This window comes from Desulfitobacterium hafniense DCB-2 (assembly GCF_000021925.1).
In the GTDB taxonomy this organism is placed as follows: domain Bacteria; phylum Bacillota; class Desulfitobacteriia; order Desulfitobacteriales; family Desulfitobacteriaceae; genus Desulfitobacterium; species Desulfitobacterium hafniense.
The window spans coordinates 563,902-580,942 of record NC_011830.1; the positions used below are offsets into that span (position 1 = coordinate 563,902).

Consider the following 17,041-nt stretch of genomic DNA (forward strand, 5'->3'; position numbering starts at 1 on the left):
TTTGTAAAATGATCTTAGGACAAATAGTCCTAAATGTCAATAGGACTTATCGTCCTAAGATATACTTGCTTTGGTGATGATGATGCGATTAAGAATACGTGATATTCGTGAAGATCATGATCTAACCCAACAGCAAGTTGCAAAATACTTAAGGTGCGATCAATCTTTATACTCCAAATATGAGCGAGGGGAGCGTGATGTTCCACTGAATGTCATGATTAAACTCGCAAAGTTTTATAAAACCAGCATTGACTATCTGGTCGGACTTACAGAAAATAAGCGTCCCTATCACTGAGCCTATATTTCAGTGTCCGGCGGAAATACTCTGTGGGTTAACGCCGCATTTTTAGCCGGCATCGTATTACTGTCTTCTCGAAAGATCAAAACAGCGGGGTATCAAGCCCCGCTGTTTTGATCTTTATGCACTTCCGACTTAAGCAAGTCTTTAGAATGAGTTACTTCCTTTCTCAATATATCCCCATTTAAATGATAGGGTTTGCTGAGCTAGGATTTATAAAGAGTTCTTATAAATCTGAATGATATCTTCCAGCTTGGCCAGGCGCGGGTTGGTCAGACTGCAGGCATCTTTCATGGCATTGACGGCCATGGTTTGCAGATCCTCTTCTTTTACGCCCAGCTCAGTGAGTCCGCTGGGTATGCTGATATCCTGGGATAAGGTTGTCATTGCCGTCAAAGCCTTTTCTGCGGCATCTCTGGCCGATAAATTCTTTATTTCCTCACCCAGAGCTTCGGCAATGTCTACGAAGCGCTCAAGGTTTCCAATCAGATTAAAGCGGGATACACGAGGTAAAAGGATGGCGTTGCAAACACCATGAGGTAGATTATAGAAACCGCCTAACTGATGGGCCATAGCGTGAACATAACCTAAGCTGGCATTGTTAAAGGCCATACCGGCCAGGAATTGGGCATAGGCCATTTGGTCCCGGGCTTCAAAATCCTGGCCGTTGGCAACAGCACGGCGAAGGTACTTGCTGATGAGCTTAATCGCCATCAAGGCAGCTGAATCAGTAATAGGGGTAGCTGCAGTGGAGACGTAGGCCTCAACAGCGTGAGTCAGGGCATCCATACCGGTGGCGGCGGTCAGAGGGGCAGGCTTTCCGATCATCAATAAGGGGTCATTGATGGAGACATTGGGGGTAGCATGCCAGTCCACGATAGCCATTTTAATATGGCGGTCCGTATCGGTAATAATACAGAACCGGGTCATCTCGCTGGCTGTTCCTGCCGTAGTGTTGACAGCAATCATCGGTACCATAGGTTTTGCGGATTTATCCACTCCTTCAAAATCACGGATATTGCCGCCGTTTCCGGCAACCAAACCCACACCTTTGGCACAATCGTGAGCAGACCCCCCTCCCAGTGAGACAATCATATTGCAGTTTTCTTTTTCAAACACGGCCACGCCATCATGAACATTCTTATCGGTAGGATTAGGTTCCGCTCCGGGATAGATGACAACCTTTACGCCCTCAGCTTCAATAATCTCCGCGATCTGTTTGGCCAGTCCGCTCTGATTAAGGAAAGCATCCGTCACCAGAAGAGCTGTTTTGCCTCCCAGGATTTTTGCCTGTTTTCCGGCCTCCTGGGCTGCACCGGCCCCCATAAGATTGACGGTCGGCATGTAGTAGCCATAGACTTGATGCACGACAGACATAGTGTATCCTCCTTGCATTTTATTTCCCTTTCGGGATAGTTGACTTACTACAATGCAATTCACATGCCATCCGAAGCTTAGAGAAGCAAAATATATTGAATAGGCTCAATATTCAGAAATATATTCTTAACTCTTGGGACTGGGAGTGTTTTTTAGCTGGGAATTTATGAAATTTCTGCTCCATTCCTGCACATTGAGCATTGACAAGTGCTCTATATTGGCACACAAGGTTATTTGGCGACAAGGTTGTTCCAGCTGCTGGGATGTGCTATTCTAATTATATAGTTGTACTTTTCAAATTTATTTGAATATTTATTTTAAGAGAGGGTTCACTTATGAATGTCCATTGGCGAAAATTTCTCAAAGGCGAACTTATTGAGAACGGAATCGCTCCAATGATCTACCGTTCCTGGCAACGGAGCGTAAGCTACAATGTCAATCATACTGAAATCTCTCAAAATATGATCTTAACTACCTCTCAATTACGTGAATTAAAGGACTCTCAGGAAGATATCATCCGCGCCGCTGAATCTGTGCTGCCCCACCTGGGCAAGCTGTTGCAAAGTGCCAACTACACTGTCTTATTAGGTGAAAAAAAAGGCTTCATTTTAGAAGCGTTAGGAGATGGTCCGTTTCTGACCAAAGCGCAAAAGATTCATCTTTCTCCCGGGGCGAATTGGCGGGAAGATATCAAAGGTACCAATGCCATAGGAACAGCACTCACTGAGGATTGTCCCATCACAGTCTCCGGCTGTGAGCACTTTGTCCAGGAAAATCATTTCATGTCCTGTTGGGCGGCACCCATTCATGATGTACAGGGAGAAATTGTTGGGTTTATCGATATAAGCGGTGAAACGGGAAATCATCAGGAGCAGATCATTGGGATTGCCATTTTAGGGGCAAAGCTGATAGAGCAAAATTTGCGCACCTTAGATATTGAGCGTCAGCTTAAATTTTATCGTGAAGGGGCAAAGCTGGCTATCGATCTGCTCAAGGAAGGATTCATTTCCATAGACCGGTTTGGCGTGGTTACCAATATCAGCCCCAGCGGGGCATCCCTGATTGGACGCAAGCGCAACGATATTATTGGCAAGCCTGTTGCAGAGGTATTCAGTGCTCCCAAAGGCTGGATAGTCAATAATCAAGCGCTGGATCTTCACTTGAAAAATCAGTCCGGTCATGAGATCGCCTCATCCTGGCGGCGGGTTGCCGATGAGTCGGGAGAATTCCTCGGAGCATTTGGAACGGTGCAGCTCACTGAGCCGCAAACCGCGAGTCCTGTTTGGGTCGGAAGCAGTCCCAGCTCTCGACAGATTATGGATCGTGTTTATAAGGCGGCTGCCGCTCCCTCTTCTGTTCTTATTCAAGGGGAAAGCGGGACCGGAAAGGAAATTGTTGCCCGTATGATCCATGACTTCAGCTCCTTCAGAGAGGGTCCCTTTGTAGCTCTTAACTGTGCAGCACTGCCCAGTTCTCTTTTAGAGAGTGAATTATTTGGTTATGCTGACGGAGCTTTTACCGGTTCCCGCCGGGGCGGTCAACCGGGCAAATTTGAATTAGCTCACCAGGGAACGATTTTCCTGGACGAGATTGGCGACATGCCTTTGACGGCACAAGTTGCTCTGCTCCGCGTACTTCAAGAAAAGGAAGTCACCCGAATCGGAGGGACAAAACCACACAAAATAAATGTTCGGATCATTGCCGCCACCCATAAAGATTTAAAATCTTTGGTTGAGGCCAAGACGTTCCGTTTGGATCTTTACTACCGGCTCAAAGTTATCACCATTGAACTTTCGCCCCTTCGGGAACGGCTGGAGGACATTAGGGACCTGGTTCCGTATTTTATTCAAAAATCATGCACCCTGAATCAGCTTACCTGTTGCGGAATCGAGGACAATGTCTATCCCTACCTTTACGCCTACTCCTGGCCGGGAAATGTCCGCGAATTGGAAAACTGTATCGAAAGCATGATTGCCATGGCCAATTCCCATGTCTTAACAGTTGACGATTTGCCCTTGGAGCTCAGGCAAATCCCCGACTCCAAAAGGGTAGAGAGTCCCTCCCTCCTTGATCAGCAAACTAAACAAACGATTTTAGCTGCTCTTGCCCAGACTCAGGGGAAAATTGCTCCGGCAGCGCGGCTGTTAGGCATTGGTCGGAATACCCTGTATAGGAAAATAAAAGAGTTTGATATAAGTGTTTTTTGATTTAACATTCATTAGGAGACAAGAAAAACCGAGGCTCGCCTCGGTTTTTCTTGATCATAAAACATAAGGAAAATGTCGCAATATGAAAATATTGTCACAATTTAGGACTGATTTACCTCGATGGAGGGGCTTCTGTCCGTAAAAAATGGGAATTTCTTGGATTGGCACGATTATTGCAACTTTATAAAAGAAGCCGCAATTACATGTAAATAATTGCTCAGAATAAGGTTATGCAAGTAACCAAAAGGGAGAGATCAGGTGTTGAAAAGTCTGGCTACAAAATTTGTGTTCTTGATCAGTATTCTTCTCATCATCGTTTGTGGAAGCCTTGGGTTTATCAGCAATCATTTTTCTTCTCAAGCGGTACTCAAAGAGGTCAATCAATCGTTGGAGATAGTTTCCCGGGAGACGGCGCTGGCATTGAAGAACGACCTGGAAAGACAGCTTGGTTTATTAGAACTCCTCGCCAACCTGGAGGCGATTAAGGACCCGGAGGTGCCCGCGGAAGAAAAAGTAAGGGTTTTGAAAAGTGAAATCCAACGGGCAGGATATATAGATTTGGGGATTGCGGACTTAGAGGGAAACTTAATCAACGGTCAGGGAGTGGCCGGGGTCAATATCGCCGATCAGGACTACTTCAAGGAAGCCATAGCCGGCAAAGCCGTAGCCTCCGATCCCAAAACAAGCAAGGTTGACGACTCCGTAATTACTGCTTATGCGGTCCCCGTCAAACATGGCAGCCAAATCATCGGTGCTTTAATTGCCACCCGTGACGGCTACGAGTTGTCCAGGTTTACCCAGTCTATAGAACTGGGCGGCTCCAGAGCTGTTTTTGTGATCAACGGTCAGGGTACGGCCATTGCCAATGCGGACCTTGAAAAGGTTAAAACCATGGACAATATTTTTAAAAATGCTGAAAAAGACCCCGGACTGGCCGATTTTGCGGCATTGCAAAAGAAAATGGTCGCCGGAGAAAGCGGTGTGGGTTCATATATTTACGGAGGGATAAAAAAATATACAGGATACGCTCCTGTGGAGGGAACAACCTGGTCATTAGCCGTAACTGCTCCACAGAAGGAAGTTATGGCTGGGGTCGATAATCTGAGGAAAATCCTGATTATCTGTTCCTTTGCCTTCTTTTTGATCGGGATCGTTGCTGCTTATGGATTCACCCGCAATATTGTCGGCCCCCTCAATCAGTTGGTGGATAAAATTCAGGAAGTGGCCAAAGGAAATCTGGCCGTAGAAGATGTGGAAGTCAAGAGCAGGGATGAAGTGGGCCTTGTAGGGGACGCCCTGAACACCATGCTGGGGAGTCTGCGGGACTTGGTAAACACTGCCGGCGCTCTGGCCGAACAGGTGGCCGCCTCCTCCCAGGAACTGACCACCGGTGCGGAGCAGCAGGCCAAAGCGGCCAGTGAAGTGGCCAGCACCATAACCAATTTAGCCTTGGGGGCGGAAAATCAGGAAAAAAGCGTGGATGAAATAACCGCCTCCGTCGAAGAAATTTCAGTCACCATAGAACAATTGGCGGTCAACAGCAACAGAGTTGCCCAACAAACAAAAGAAGCGGCGACGGCTTCTTCTCAAGGACAGAAATCGGCGCTGCGGGCTGTGGAACAAATGAAGAATATAGGCGAAGTCTCTGTGAAGGTTCAGAGCGCCGTGGGCCGCTTGGCTGTCAGTTCCCAGGAAATCAGTGAAATCAATGATGTGATTTCGGGAATAGCGGAACAAACCAATCTGCTGGCTTTGAATGCGGCTATTGAAGCCGCCAGAGCGGGGGAGCAGGGCCGGGGATTTGCCGTAGTAGCCGAAGAAGTGCGCAAACTGGCCGAACAGTCTCAGGCCGCAGCTAAGCAGATTGCCCAGCGTATCACCCTGAATCAGTCCCATATTACGGATGCGGTGACGGCGATTGAATTAAGCAGTGAAGATATTCAAGCGGGCATAGAAGTGGTCAATACCGCCGGGGGGGCTTTTGAAGATATCGATACCCTTATGAGCATGGTATCAAGCCAAGTGGCGGAGATTTCAACCGCCATCCAGCAGCTTGCCCAAGGGAGCCAGAGCATCGTTGAAGCCGTCCGCAGTCTGGAGAGCATTACCAAAGAGAATATGGACACCTCCCAAACAGTATCTGCCGCCACCGAAGAGCAGACAGCATCCATCGAGGAAATCGCCGCTTCCAGTCAGAACCTGGCTGCAATGGCGGAAAGTCTGCAGGTAAGTCTCAGCAAATTTACGGTTTAAAACGTTGAGCAAGGAACATTCAAACTGTTCATTCCCATTACCTGTATGCACAAGAAGGGAAGCGCGGAGACCATCGCAAACGTATCCAGTCCTGCCAAAGGAAAATTAGCCTGCCGCCAAACGTTTTAACGTCGAGAGGCAGGCTTTTGGTTCTATACATGGATGGAGCTTAACCTAAGCAACAGTATAAATTTTTACATCAGGGTCGGCACTCCACAGGGGCTTAAGACCAAGGAAAACATCATTTTTGAACATATCACTGGTTAAGTAGGCCTGGGCATTTTCCACGCTGTCAAAGCCATGCAGAACTTGTACATCTTCCCCGCGGATAAGCAGGTCTTTGGTAAGAGCGCCTTTGATCTGGCGCAAGAAAGGCTGCCGGTAGTCAGCATAGATTTTTCCGGCCGCCGGGCGATCGGCTTCCTTAATCACCATAGTGATTTCAAGATATGCTTTTACACTCATGTTCCATTCCTCCATTGGCGTTAATTTTTAGGGGTTTGACCATGACTGGAGTATAACAAACCCACTATGAACGCTCAATATATTAGGAATTTTATGAGTGACTAATAAATTTAATAGTAACTATTTTTTAAGCTGGTCGCAAGTTTTACAGGGGGGAAGTTTTTTCTCCAATTCATCTTTGGTCTGCTGTCGTGACCATTGGCAGATGTTCTGAAGAATCGGCAACACTGAGCGTCCTCTGTCTGTCAGTGCGTACTCTACTTTGGGAGGAATTTCGTTATATTGTGTCCGTTCAATTAATTCATCGGCAATAAGCTCTTTAAGCATAGCGGCAAGGACCGCATCGGTAATATTGCCCAGTTCTTTTCTGATGGCATTATAGCGAATCACTGTGTTTGTAGAAAGCACACATAATATTCTCGCTTTCCACTTCCCGCCGAAGACATCAAGGCCGTATTCGATGGGACACATGATTTCTTTTTCGATTTTAGGTTCATATTTCATAATGATCTCCTCACTTCTCATTTACTTAGTGACTATAGCAAATGATAGTTAAATCAGCAATGTGCTGGACACCATAAGCTCATGGCCCTTAAGATAGAACAAGACAAGCATAAACTACCTAATAAGCAGGAGCAGAGAGGGACTATGGATGAGCAAACCATTGATTGTATACTACTCTTATTCCGGTACAACAAGGAGTTTAGCAGAGGATATAGCGATTATTACCGATGGAGATATCAGAGAATTAATTCCGGAAAAACCTTATTCATTTACCTATAATGGCGCAACAAAAGAAGCAAGAACTGAAATCGAAAGGGGATACTGTCCTAAGCTATTGTCTGGAAATGAGCCCATCGATGATTATGACTATATCTTTATCGGAACACCGAATTGGTTTAAATCGTTTGCACCGCCGATCCTGAGCTTTTTGCGCAGCGTTGATTTGAAGGGGAAAACGGTTATTCCCTTTTGCACCCATGGCGGCGGGGGATTTGGGCAAATAGAGATCAATATAGCTCAGGAATGCCCTGATGCGAAGTTGCTGCCAGGATTGGCTGTGACAGGCGATTTTGAAGAACAGCAAGTTCAAGATTGGCTTCTTTGCCTTTCCTGCCTGAAGCAGTTATGATAAACTCAGAGCTTTTTAAGCTGTTCGTACTAATCACCTGTATGTGTAAGAAGGGGATAGTTTGTGTGAACCTCCCCGACCTACGCTGCACTAAGAGGATCGGGGCTTCTGGCTAATACCTTATGCCTGTCTCAATGGATAGTCCATTTGGCTTACCCCACCCCTTAGGGCGTGAGTCCATCACTCGGCTTCAGCCAGCAACTCTATGTCTTGCGGCATAGAGGCCAGGTTCATGGCGTCTACTACTTCCCGCCTTCAGGCGATCCGTAGATACTTGTAGTCTTTCAAGACGATCGCTTGATAGTGGCCATACAGGTGTTGGGTTAAGATATTACCCGCTCCATGCAGATCCCGATGCTGTACATAACCACAGCCACAGTGATATGTTCTGGAAGAGGGCACACGCCTCTTCCCACAAACGGGGCACGTTTGTGTAGTGTAGGCTTCATCCACTTTCTTCAGGCTGATTCCTTCAGCAGCCAATTTATACTGTAAATAGCGCCGGGTTTTACCAAAGGTCCATTGGGAGAGGTTCTGGTTGATTCTTCGCGAACGCTTCCGCTGAGTCTGTTTCTTCTTCGGTGACGTGTGACGCTGGATTCCTTCTACATCTCCTATGACTACATCCTTGACGGCGTTGTCCAGGCACCAACGGACGAATTCACGGGTGGTTTTATGGAGGGCATCGGTGAGTTGAGCCTCACTCTTACTAAGGACATAATGGAAGGCCCGCCGGTATTTTTTCCACTGGCGGGAACCTTTTTGACAGTGGGCCATCTTTCGCTGCAGTTCCTTCAACTTCTTATTCCGTAACCGTTTGATGCTGCGAAGTTTGCGCCCGGTGATGAGGAGACCTTGTCCCTGGTCAGTGACTGAAGCGAGGGTGTGTATTTCGCCTAAGTCAATGGCTGCTGTGCCCTGAGCAGGATTCGCTTTGGGCGAAATACCGTCTTCAAAGGCCATGGCTAATTTGAGACCTCGGTCATAGACAAGCTCAATTTCTTTAATCTGTCCGGGAGGACAGTGAGCAACACGGACGGTAATGGGTTTCTGACGCTTCCCCTCCCAAAGCCCCAGGCTTAATTCGATGCGGCCCTTCTCACCGATACGAAAGCCATCTTTTTTCCAACGGGTGTTGAAATGATGCTTTTCTTTATAGGGGTAGCGGATTTGGGTGTAGCCTAAGGCTCTCGCTTGCAGGGCGTTTTCACGGGCATCGAGATATTTTTCATAGACTGCCTGGATGGATTGGCTGTGGATGGGATATCGTCCTTTTGTAGCTAAGTGGAGCTCTTTGCGGCTTAGCCAAGTGTTGGTTCTTTGTCCATGCTCTTTTGCTAAGTCGAGGCACTGATTCCAAATTTGGGCGGAAATGCGATTACAGGCATAGAGACGATTGAGATTGTCTTGGGAAGTCCGGAAAGGGAGTTTATAGACTCGAATGATGAGGAACACCTCCTTCATCCATATTGGCTATATTTTACCATAAAGAAAGGAGATTGGGAACAATTGTTCGATGATAGTTTGAGGTCGGCGATTCATCTCAACACCTTAGAGGTGGGAGTCTTCTCGCCGTACGTTCATAAAATTCTGATTGTGGAAGACGATGCCACCATTGCCGAGGCTATCCGCAAACATATCCAGTCCTGGGGTCTGGAAGCCCGCTGTGTGGAGGATTTCCGGAACGTCCTGGCTGAGTTCGCCGCACTGGACCCCCAGCTGGTGCTGCTGGACATCGCCCTGCCTTTTTATAACGGCTACCACTGGTGCGGGGAGATCCGCAAAGTGTCCCAGGTCCCCATTATGTTCATTTCCTCGGCAGGGGACAACATGAATATCGTCATGGCCATGAACATGGGGGGAGACGACTTTATCGCCAAGCCCTTTGATCTGAATGTGCTCACAGCCAAAATACAGGCCATTCTGCGCCGGACCTATCACTTCGCCGGACAGGTCAAGATCCTGGAACATCGCGGAGCTTTGCTGAATACGGCCGACGCCAGCCTGACCTATCAGGGACAGCATATCGAACTGACGAAAAACGATTACCGCATCCTCCAGGCCCTGATGGAAAACAAGGGCAGGGTGGTCAGCCGGGATACCCTGATGCAGCGGCTGTGGGAAACGGACAGCTTTGTGGATGAAAATACCCTGACCGTCAACATGACCCGCCTGCGCAAGAAACTGGAGGCCGCAGGGTTGAAGGATTTTATCATTACCAAAAAAGGGTTGGGCTATCTGATTGAGTGAAAGGCGCCGGGCAGAGCGGGATTGCCCGGCAGAGTGGGGAAGGGAAACACCGGCCCAGTGAAGAGGGTCCGGTAAGCTGGAATAAGGAGCCGGTCGATGGACTTGTTTTTCTCTTATCTGAAGTCACAGTGTAAAATTATCGGAGCATTCCTGGGCTTTTGCCTCATCTTTGCTATAGTGTTTGCCCTTTATGAACTGCCGGTGGAAGCAGTGGGTTACGGAGCGGTGCTCTGTGCTTTTCTGGGCGTGATCCTGGTGGTTCTGGATTACAGGGCTTTTTATGAGAGGCATAAACGGCTGGAGGCTCTGCGCCGGGAAATCACGGTGACCGCCGCCGGTCTTCCCCAGCCTTGGGGACCCCTGGAGGAAGACTATCAGGCCGTCATCCGGGTTCTTTATGAAGATAAGCTGCAGCTGACCGGCCACATGCGCCAGCGGTATACGGATCTGGTAGAATACTATACGGTATGGGCCCATCAGATCAAGACCCCTATCGCCGCCATGGGGCTTCTTCTGCAAGGGGAGCAGGGGGACACCCCACACAGCCGGGAGCTGAGGGAGGAGCTTCAGCGCATTGAACACTATGTGGAAATGGTCCTCTGCTATCTGCGGCTGGAGGCTCCCGCCACGGATTATCTGATCCGGGAGTATGATTTGGACGGCATAATCAAACAGGCGGTGCGCAAATATGCTTCTCAGTTTATCCGCCGGAAGATCCGGCTGGAGTATGAACCCCTGAACTGCTGGGTTTTGACGGATGAAAAATGGCTCCTGTTCGTCATTGAGCAGATCCTGTCCAACGCTCTTAAGTACACCCGGTCCGGGACCATCGCCATTACCCTGGAAGAGCCGAAAACCCTGTGCATCCGGGATACCGGCATGGGCATCGCACCGGAAGACCTGCCCCGGATTTTTGAAAAGGGCTATACCGGCTTTAACGGGCGCACAGATAAGAAAGCCAGCGGCATAGGGCTCTACCTCTGCCGCCGGATCTGCCGCAATCTGGGCCATGAGATCACCGCCGTTTCTGCTGCCGGCAGGGGCACGGAGATCCGGCTCGATCTGCAAAGCGCTGAATTGGCAATAGAATAAGCAACCTTGCAAAAAAGTAAGGTTAAACGGGGAAATGTAAGCCAAAGCCATGGCGGATATTTCCCTGTTTTGCGTAAACTAGAGTCAGGACATGTTTACTTGCAGCCAAATCATGGGGGAAAGATGAGCGTGTCTCAGCCTTGGATTTGCAGATAACGGAGGAGAAGAAATTAATGACGATTTTAGAAGTCAATCATTTAGAAAAAGTGTATACCACCCGCTTTGGGAGCCAGAAGATTCAGGCTTTGGCCAGTGTGTCCTTCAGCGTGGAAAAGGGAGAGTACGTAGCCATTATGGGGGAGTCGGGTTCCGGCAAAACCACTCTGCTTAATATTCTGGCTGCTCTGGATAAGCCTACCGGGGGCACGGTCCTTCTCGACGGGCACAATCTGAGCAAGATCAGAGAGTCTGACATTGCCGCCTTCCGCCGGGATAATTTAGGCTTTGTGTTTCAGGATTTTAATCTGCTGGACACCTTTTCTCTTGAGGATAATATCTTCCTGCCTCTGGTCCTGGCCGGCAAATCCTACCCGGAAATGAAAGCACGGCTCACCCCCATTGCCAGGAAGCTGGGGATTGTGGAGCTGCTTGCCAAATATCCCTATGAGGTATCGGGGGGACAGAAGCAGAGAGCGGCGGTAGCCCGGGCCCTGATTACCAATCCCCGGCTGATCCTGGCGGACGAGCCTACCGGAGCTCTGGATTCCAAAGCCACGGATGAACTGCTCCGCCTGTTTGGGGAGATCAACCGGGAGGGGCAGACCCTTTTGATGGTGACCCACTCAGTCAAGGCGGCCAGTCATGCCGGCCGGGTGCTGTTCATTAAAGATGGGGAGGTATTTCACCAGATTTACCGGGGGAACAGCAGCAATGAGGCGTTGTATCAGAAGATATCCGATACCCTTACCCTGCTGGCGACAGGGGGGGACAGACCATGACAGGGGGACTTTATCTCAGACTGGCCCTGACCGCCATGGCCAAAAACCGCAAGCTTTACCTGCCTTATATACTGACCTGCATGGGTATGGTCATGATGTTTTACATCATCTCTTTTCTAGCGGTCAATCCTGCCGTGGGCGCCATGCCCGGCGGGGGTTCCCTGCAGGCGATCCTGACTTTGGGCCGGGGGGTCATGGGAGTATTTTCCTTGATCTTCCTGTTTTATACCAACTCCTTTTTGATTCGGAAACGGAAAAGAGAATTTGGCCTTTATAATATTCTCGGCATGGGCAAATGGAACCTGGCCCGGATTCTTACCTGGGAGAGCCTTGTGATCGGGACTGTTTCGGTGGCCGGGGGCCTGTTCTGCGGCGTCCTCTTTGCCAAGGTTGCCGAGCTGTCCCTGGCTCATGTGCTCAAGAGCACCATCCAATCCGGATTTTCCGTGGACTGGCCATCCCTTTTAGAGGCCGCCCTCCTCTTTGCCGCTATTTTTCTGCTGATTCTGCTCAATGGGCTGCGGCAGATTCATGTCTCCAAGCCCGTGGAGCTGCTGCGCAGCGACACCGTGGGGGAAAAGCCCCCCAAGGCTAATTGGGCCCTGGCTTTGCCGGGAGTGCTCATTCTGGCCGGAGCCTATTATCTGGCCCTCAGCATTCAGCAGCCCCTGGCGGCCATGCTCTGGTTCTTTGTGGCGGTGGTGATGGTGATCATAGGGACTTACCTGCTGTTTATTGCCGGTTCCGTGGTCTTCTGCCGGCTTTTGCAGAAGAACAAAAGGTACTATTACAAGACCAGTCATTTTGTTTCCGTTTCCTCCATGGTTTATCGTATGAAACGCAACGGGGCCGGGCTGGCTTCCATCTGCATCCTCTCCACCATGGTGCTGGTGATGCTGTCCTCGACGGTCTGCCTGTATATAGGAGCGGAGGACAGTCTGCGCTCCCGGTATCCCCGGCAGGTGGAGGTGGAGATCCACTCCATCGATCCGGCTTATACCGCTGCCCTGACCGGGGCTGTGGACAAAGCTCTGGAAAAGAGGGGCCTCCAGCCGGAAAACAGTCTTAGTTACCGCTATCTGGGGGTGACCGGATATCTGGAAGGGGAGCAGGTGAGCTTCAAGCGCGAACAGGGTCAGACCTTGCGGAATGAGGATTCGGCCAACCTCCGGCAGTTGTTGATCATTCCCCTGGAGGATTATAACCGGCTGACAGGAGCCGGGGAAACTCTGGGCCAAAACGAGATCCTCCTGTACTCCAGCAAGGGGGATTATGCCTATGACAGACTTGAGGTGGCCGGGGCCGGCACCCTGAAGATCAAAAAGACTGTGTCGAAATTTGTAGATAACGGTATGGATGGTATGCAGGTTGTTCCTTCCTTCTTTATCGTTGTCCCGGAGCTTGCCTACATGGACGCTGTTTTTGAGAAACAGAGGGAGATTTACGGAGACAGGGCATCCAGTCTGTATCATTATTACGGGTTTGATCTGAACCTTGCCGAGGAGGTGCAGATTGCCCTGAGAGAGGATATTGCGGAGTCGGTCAGCCGGATGCAGCTGGAAGATCCCCAGTTTCCCGCCGCCAGTATCCATTCTGTCGCTCAGGAGCGGGCCGATTTCTATGCTCTGTATGGGGGATTGCTTTTCCTCGGGGTTTTGCTGGGGATCGTCTTTATCCTGGGAGCAGTGCTGATTATGTACTATAAGCAGATCAGTGAAGGCTATGAGGATCAGGCCCGCTTTGACATCATGCAGAAAGTAGGCATGACAAGAAGGGAAATCCGCAAGAGCATCAATTCCCAGGTGCTGACGGTGTTCTTTCTGCCCCTGGCTGCCGCGGGCGTTCATATAACCTTTGCCTTTCCCATGATTTCCAAGCTGATGGCGCTGTTCAGCCTGACCAATACAAGTCTGCTCGCTGCCGTCACGGTAGGCTGCTATCTGGTATTCACCTTGTTTTATGTGCTGGTGTATGTGTTTACTTCCCGGGCTTATTACAGTATTGTCAGCGGCGGGGTGGAGCATTAGGACACATGCCCTGATGCGCTCTCCCTGCTTGGAGACCCCCCTTGGACGTTATCAGAGCTTGCCTGGAGAAGAAGAGCGTATCGCCCAATGTTCAGAACCTAATGAACGTTGGCGTACGCTCTTTATTTTAAGCAAAAATTATCAAGAACGAATCGCCGTTTGAGTATATAATGATGACAGATTCTTGGAAAGGAGAAAGTATATGGATTATCGTGCCAAGGTGTATGATTCCCTTGACTATATTGAAGAAAATCTGGATGACAGGATTGACCTTGAGGACCTTGCCCAAAAAGCCTACCTGTCGAAATATTACTATCACAGGCTTTTTCACAAAGTAACAGGCGAATCCGTCACCAGATATATAACCAGGAGGCGGATGGCGAAGGCTGCCGAGGAGCTTGTTGAAACTGAGCAGCCCATCATTGATATCGCCCTGAAATATCAGTATGCTTCTCAGGAATCCTTTACAAGAGCCTTTATGAGGATTTATGGACTGGCACCTGGGAAATACCGGAAAATCCACGGAAGCAGAAAGCCCACTAAGGTTATTAATTTCAGCTCCTTCACTAAAATCGTGGATATGGTTGCGTAAACAGCCTATGGAGGTTAAGATGAGCCAGCTTGTACCTATGGTAATCGAACAAACATCCCGCGGGGAACGCTCCTGCGATATCTTTTCCAGACTGCTGAATGATCGCGTCGTCATGCTTAATGGCATGGTAACCAATGAATCAGCAAGCTTGATTATCGCCCAAATGCTTTTTCTGGAATCCGCCGACTGTGATAAGGATATTCATTTCTATATTAACAGCCCCGGTGGTTCCGTAACGGACGGATTGGCCATTATGGATACAATGAACTATATTAAATGCGATGTTTCCACCATCAGCATAGGCCAATCGGGGAGTGCCGCCTCCCTGCTCCTGGCAGCAGGGGCGAAAGGCAAACGCTTTGCCTTGGCAAACAGTGAAGTGCTGATTCATCAGCCGTCAATATCCGGCGGGCTCCAGGGACAAACCACCGATATTAAAATCCATAGCGACTGGCTGACCAAAACCAAGGAGAAGCTGAATGAGACCTATAGCAGGCTTACAGGCCAGCCCCTGGAAAAAATCCAGAAGGATATGGAGAGAGATTATTATATGACGGCCGGGCAGGCCCAGGACTATGGATTGATTGACAAAATCCTGTGATATTCGCGGATTAAAACGAGTACTCTGTAACACTTAAAAATTGCATTGCCCGGAAATATGAAGAATTAGGTGTTGCGGAGTACTAAATAGCTTATCTATAGGGAGTCAGGATTTGTTCGTCCCGGATTGAACATGCATTCAATCCGGGACGAACTGTTTAGGCCACCGTTTTTTTGTTTTAAGGGCCTCGGCAAGTTATTCCTTGACAGGTGTGTGAACCGCTCATATAATGAGAACGGCTTTAATCCCTGTGCCGGGTACGGCCACTGGGTATGACAAAAAGATAGGAACATAAGATAATGAATATAAGAAAGACACCTTTAATACTATCCCTTATGCTGGCTATGTTTTTAGCGGCGGTTGAGGGAACGATTGTTACCATGGCTACCCCTACGATCGCCAGGGATTTGCAGGGATTTGAATTTATCAGCCTGGTTTTTTCGGTATATTTATTAACCTCGGCCTTATCCACACCGGCTTATGGCAAGCTTGCCGATCTGTACGGCAGGAAAAATATCCTCTCCATCGGCATTATCATATTTTTGGCGGGCAGCTTTTTATGCGGATTAGCCCAGAGTATGGTTATGCTGATTGTCTTTCGCGCCATTCAGGGACTGGGAGCGGGCGCTATATTTACGGTTTCCTTTACCATCATCGGCGATGTTTTTTCACTGGCGGAAAGAGCAAAGATACAGGGTGCCTTAAGCACGGTATGGGGGATCGCCAGTCTTGTCGGCCCGTTTTTCGGCGGATTTTTAATCGACGTGCTTTCCTGGCACTGGATCTTTTTTATCAATATTCCCTTTGGGCTGCTGTCGGTCATTCTGCTGCAAAGTTCCTTGAAAGAAACCTTTGCCAAGAAGAAACCCAGCATTGATTATGCCGGAACCTTGACTTTATCCTTAGCCATCGTGGTCTTCTTAAGCATCTTTTTATTCGATCGGAGCACTTCTCCCTATCCCTCTTTATGGGTAGCCGGGCTGCTCCTGTTGACGTTCTTCCTGCTCTATACATTTTATAAGATCGAGAAAAAAGCGGCGGAACCCATCATTCCTTTTGCGATCTTTACCAGAACGACGATCCTTGTCAATCTGATTTCCTTCCTGATCTATGCCGTGCTCATGGGCGTCAATGTTTATCTGCCGATTTACCTGCAGAATATTTTGGGATACCGTCCCACAGCCGCCGGTTTAGCTATGCTGCCCATGTCGGTGTCCTGGCTGATCGTCTCCTTTATCCTGGGCAGGCTTTTGGTCAGGTATGGGGGGAAGAATGTTATTCTGGCCTCCAATGCTGTGCTGCTGCTCAGTACCCTGCTGCTGTTCACTCTAGGAATAGATACTCCCCTGCCCATCATACTCGCCTATGGCTTTATCATGGGGATCGGTTTCGGCGGAGCCAGTGCGGCCTTAACCATTATCGTTCAGGATTCGGCGGAGTACAGCCAAAGGGGAGCTGCGGTGGGAACCAATTCCTTGCTCAGAACCCTGGGCCAGACCATCGGCATCAGTGTGTTCGGGACTATTTTTAACCTGTATATTACTAAATATTTCACCCGGCAAGGCATAGAAGGGATCAATCCGGGCAACCTTTATCAGCCAGACCTATCCCATGCCGCCCTTGCGGCGAAGCAAATAACCCTTTCCTTAAACAGTTCCATGCATGTCCTGTTTGCCGCCTTTATTATCATTACCCTGCTGTCCATGATCTTAGCAATGACTATGCCTGGAATGAAAAAAGAAAAACAAGCCTGAGCTGATTTTCACTGATTGGGCGTATATTTGGGCAGGAAGTCAGAAAGACAGATAC

General features: G+C 49.0%; 15 protein-coding genes. 11 read left to right on the forward strand and 4 right to left on the reverse strand.

Annotated elements, in window-relative coordinates; translation table 11 throughout:
* Positions 1-82: 82 nt before the first annotated feature.
* The gene (locus tag DHAF_RS24875; protein WP_011459149.1) at positions 83-295 is read left to right on the forward strand and encodes a helix-turn-helix domain-containing protein; all 213 of its coding nucleotides are present in this window, start codon (positions 83-85) and stop codon (positions 293-295) included.
* 216 nt (positions 296-511) lie between these two features.
* Here the strand turns inward: DHAF_RS24875 and DHAF_RS02645 are convergent, their stop codons facing one another.
* Positions 512-1,675, reverse strand: a complete 1,164-nt coding sequence (locus tag DHAF_RS02645) for an iron-containing alcohol dehydrogenase (protein ID WP_011459150.1) — start codon at positions 1,673-1,675, stop codon at positions 512-514.
* Between the two features lie 335 nt (positions 1,676-2,010).
* Between DHAF_RS02645 and DHAF_RS02650 the strand changes: the two genes are divergently transcribed.
* Positions 2,011-3,882, forward strand: coding sequence for a sigma-54-dependent Fis family transcriptional regulator (locus tag DHAF_RS02650; protein WP_015942812.1), 1,872 nt, complete (start codon positions 2,011-2,013; stop codon positions 3,880-3,882).
* A 258-nt stretch (positions 3,883-4,140) separates the two neighbouring features.
* Positions 4,141-6,135, forward strand: coding sequence for a methyl-accepting chemotaxis protein (locus DHAF_RS02655; RefSeq protein WP_015942813.1), 1,995 nt, complete (start codon positions 4,141-4,143; stop codon positions 6,133-6,135).
* 174 nt (positions 6,136-6,309) lie between these two features.
* Here the strand turns inward: DHAF_RS02655 and DHAF_RS02660 are convergent, their stop codons facing one another.
* Both DHAF_RS02660 and DHAF_RS02665 read right to left on the reverse strand, forming a co-directional pair.
* A complete protein-coding gene (locus DHAF_RS02660; protein WP_015942814.1) occupies positions 6,310-6,600 on the reverse strand; it encodes a hypothetical protein in 291 nt (96 codons plus the stop codon).
* A gap of 120 nt (positions 6,601-6,720) precedes the next feature.
* Entirely contained in the window at positions 6,721-7,104 is a 384-nt protein-coding gene (locus DHAF_RS02665) for a winged helix-turn-helix transcriptional regulator (protein ID WP_015942815.1), read from the reverse strand.
* A 148-nt stretch (positions 7,105-7,252) separates the two neighbouring features.
* Here DHAF_RS02665 and DHAF_RS02670 point away from each other — a divergent pair, with 148 nt between their 5' ends.
* A complete protein-coding gene (locus tag DHAF_RS02670) occupies positions 7,253-7,732 on the forward strand; it encodes a flavodoxin (protein ID WP_015942816.1) in 480 nt (159 codons plus the stop codon).
* 255 nt (positions 7,733-7,987) lie between these two features.
* On the opposite strand, the gene DHAF_RS02675 is transcribed toward DHAF_RS02670, so the two are convergent.
* Positions 7,988-9,196 carry an RNA-guided endonuclease InsQ/TnpB family protein gene (locus DHAF_RS02675; protein WP_011459156.1) on the reverse strand — a complete coding sequence of 403 codons (1,209 nt, stop codon included), beginning with the start codon at positions 9,194-9,196 and terminating at the stop codon, positions 7,988-7,990.
* 93 nt (positions 9,197-9,289) lie between these two features.
* Here DHAF_RS02675 and DHAF_RS02680 point away from each other — a divergent pair, with 93 nt between their 5' ends.
* The 7 genes from DHAF_RS02680 (at position 9,290) to DHAF_RS02710 (ending at position 16,986) form a co-directional block, all read left to right on the forward strand.
* Positions 9,290-9,982, forward strand: a complete 693-nt coding sequence (locus DHAF_RS02680; RefSeq protein ID WP_041272034.1) for a response regulator transcription factor — start codon at positions 9,290-9,292, stop codon at positions 9,980-9,982.
* Positions 9,983-10,078: 96 nt separating this feature from the next.
* Positions 10,079-11,074 carry a sensor histidine kinase gene (locus DHAF_RS02685; protein ID WP_015942819.1) on the forward strand — a complete coding sequence of 332 codons (996 nt, stop codon included), beginning with the start codon at positions 10,079-10,081 and terminating at the stop codon, positions 11,072-11,074.
* Between the two features lie 173 nt (positions 11,075-11,247).
* Positions 11,248-12,012 (forward strand): ABC transporter ATP-binding protein, encoded by a 765-nt coding sequence (locus DHAF_RS02690; RefSeq protein ID WP_015942820.1) that lies wholly within the window; start codon positions 11,248-11,250, stop codon positions 12,010-12,012.
* On the forward strand, positions 12,009-14,039 hold the full coding sequence (locus DHAF_RS02695; RefSeq protein ID WP_015942821.1) for an FtsX-like permease family protein: 2,031 nt from the start codon (positions 12,009-12,011) through the stop codon (positions 14,037-14,039). Before DHAF_RS02690 ends, DHAF_RS02695 begins: the two co-directional genes overlap by 4 nt.
* 202 nt (positions 14,040-14,241) lie before the next feature.
* Complete coding sequence (locus DHAF_RS02700; protein ID WP_011459161.1) at positions 14,242-14,631, forward strand: helix-turn-helix transcriptional regulator; 390 nt, start codon at positions 14,242-14,244, stop codon at positions 14,629-14,631.
* A gap of 7 nt (positions 14,632-14,638) precedes the next feature.
* Positions 14,639-15,232, forward strand: coding sequence for an ATP-dependent Clp protease proteolytic subunit (locus DHAF_RS02705; RefSeq protein ID WP_080510884.1), 594 nt, complete (start codon positions 14,639-14,641; stop codon positions 15,230-15,232).
* 299 nt (positions 15,233-15,531) lie between these two features.
* Entirely contained in the window at positions 15,532-16,986 is a 1,455-nt protein-coding gene (locus tag DHAF_RS02710; protein WP_015942823.1) for an MDR family MFS transporter, read from the forward strand.
* Positions 16,987-17,041 lie beyond the last annotated feature (55 nt).

Excerpts from the sequence above, each read along its gene's own strand:
- DHAF_RS24875 (WP_011459149.1), top strand. The coding sequence starts at position 83 with ATGCGATTAAGAATACGTGATATTCGTGAAGATCATGATCTAACCCAA.
- DHAF_RS02645 (WP_011459150.1), bottom strand. The coding sequence starts at position 1,675 with ATGTCTGTCGTGCATCAAGTCTATGGCTACTACATGCCGACCGTCAAT.
- DHAF_RS02650 (WP_015942812.1), top strand. The coding sequence starts at position 2,011 with ATGAATGTCCATTGGCGAAAATTTCTCAAAGGCGAACTTATTGAGAAC.
- DHAF_RS02660 (WP_015942814.1), bottom strand. The coding sequence starts at position 6,600 with ATGAGTGTAAAAGCATATCTTGAAATCACTATGGTGATTAAGGAAGCC.
- DHAF_RS02665 (WP_015942815.1), bottom strand. The coding sequence starts at position 7,104 with ATGAAATATGAACCTAAAATCGAAAAAGAAATCATGTGTCCCATCGAA.
- DHAF_RS02670 (WP_015942816.1), top strand. The coding sequence starts at position 7,253 with ATGAGCAAACCATTGATTGTATACTACTCTTATTCCGGTACAACAAGG.
- DHAF_RS02675 (WP_011459156.1), bottom strand. The coding sequence starts at position 9,196 with ATGAAGGAGGTGTTCCTCATCATTCGAGTCTATAAACTCCCTTTCCGG.
- DHAF_RS02685 (WP_015942819.1), top strand. The coding sequence starts at position 10,079 with ATGGACTTGTTTTTCTCTTATCTGAAGTCACAGTGTAAAATTATCGGA.
- DHAF_RS02690 (WP_015942820.1), top strand. The coding sequence starts at position 11,248 with ATGACGATTTTAGAAGTCAATCATTTAGAAAAAGTGTATACCACCCGC.
- DHAF_RS02695 (WP_015942821.1), top strand. The coding sequence starts at position 12,009 with ATGACAGGGGGACTTTATCTCAGACTGGCCCTGACCGCCATGGCCAAA.
- DHAF_RS02700 (WP_011459161.1), top strand. The coding sequence starts at position 14,242 with ATGGATTATCGTGCCAAGGTGTATGATTCCCTTGACTATATTGAAGAA.
- DHAF_RS02705 (WP_080510884.1), top strand. The coding sequence starts at position 14,639 with ATGGAGGTTAAGATGAGCCAGCTTGTACCTATGGTAATCGAACAAACA.
- DHAF_RS02710 (WP_015942823.1), top strand. The coding sequence starts at position 15,532 with ATGAATATAAGAAAGACACCTTTAATACTATCCCTTATGCTGGCTATG.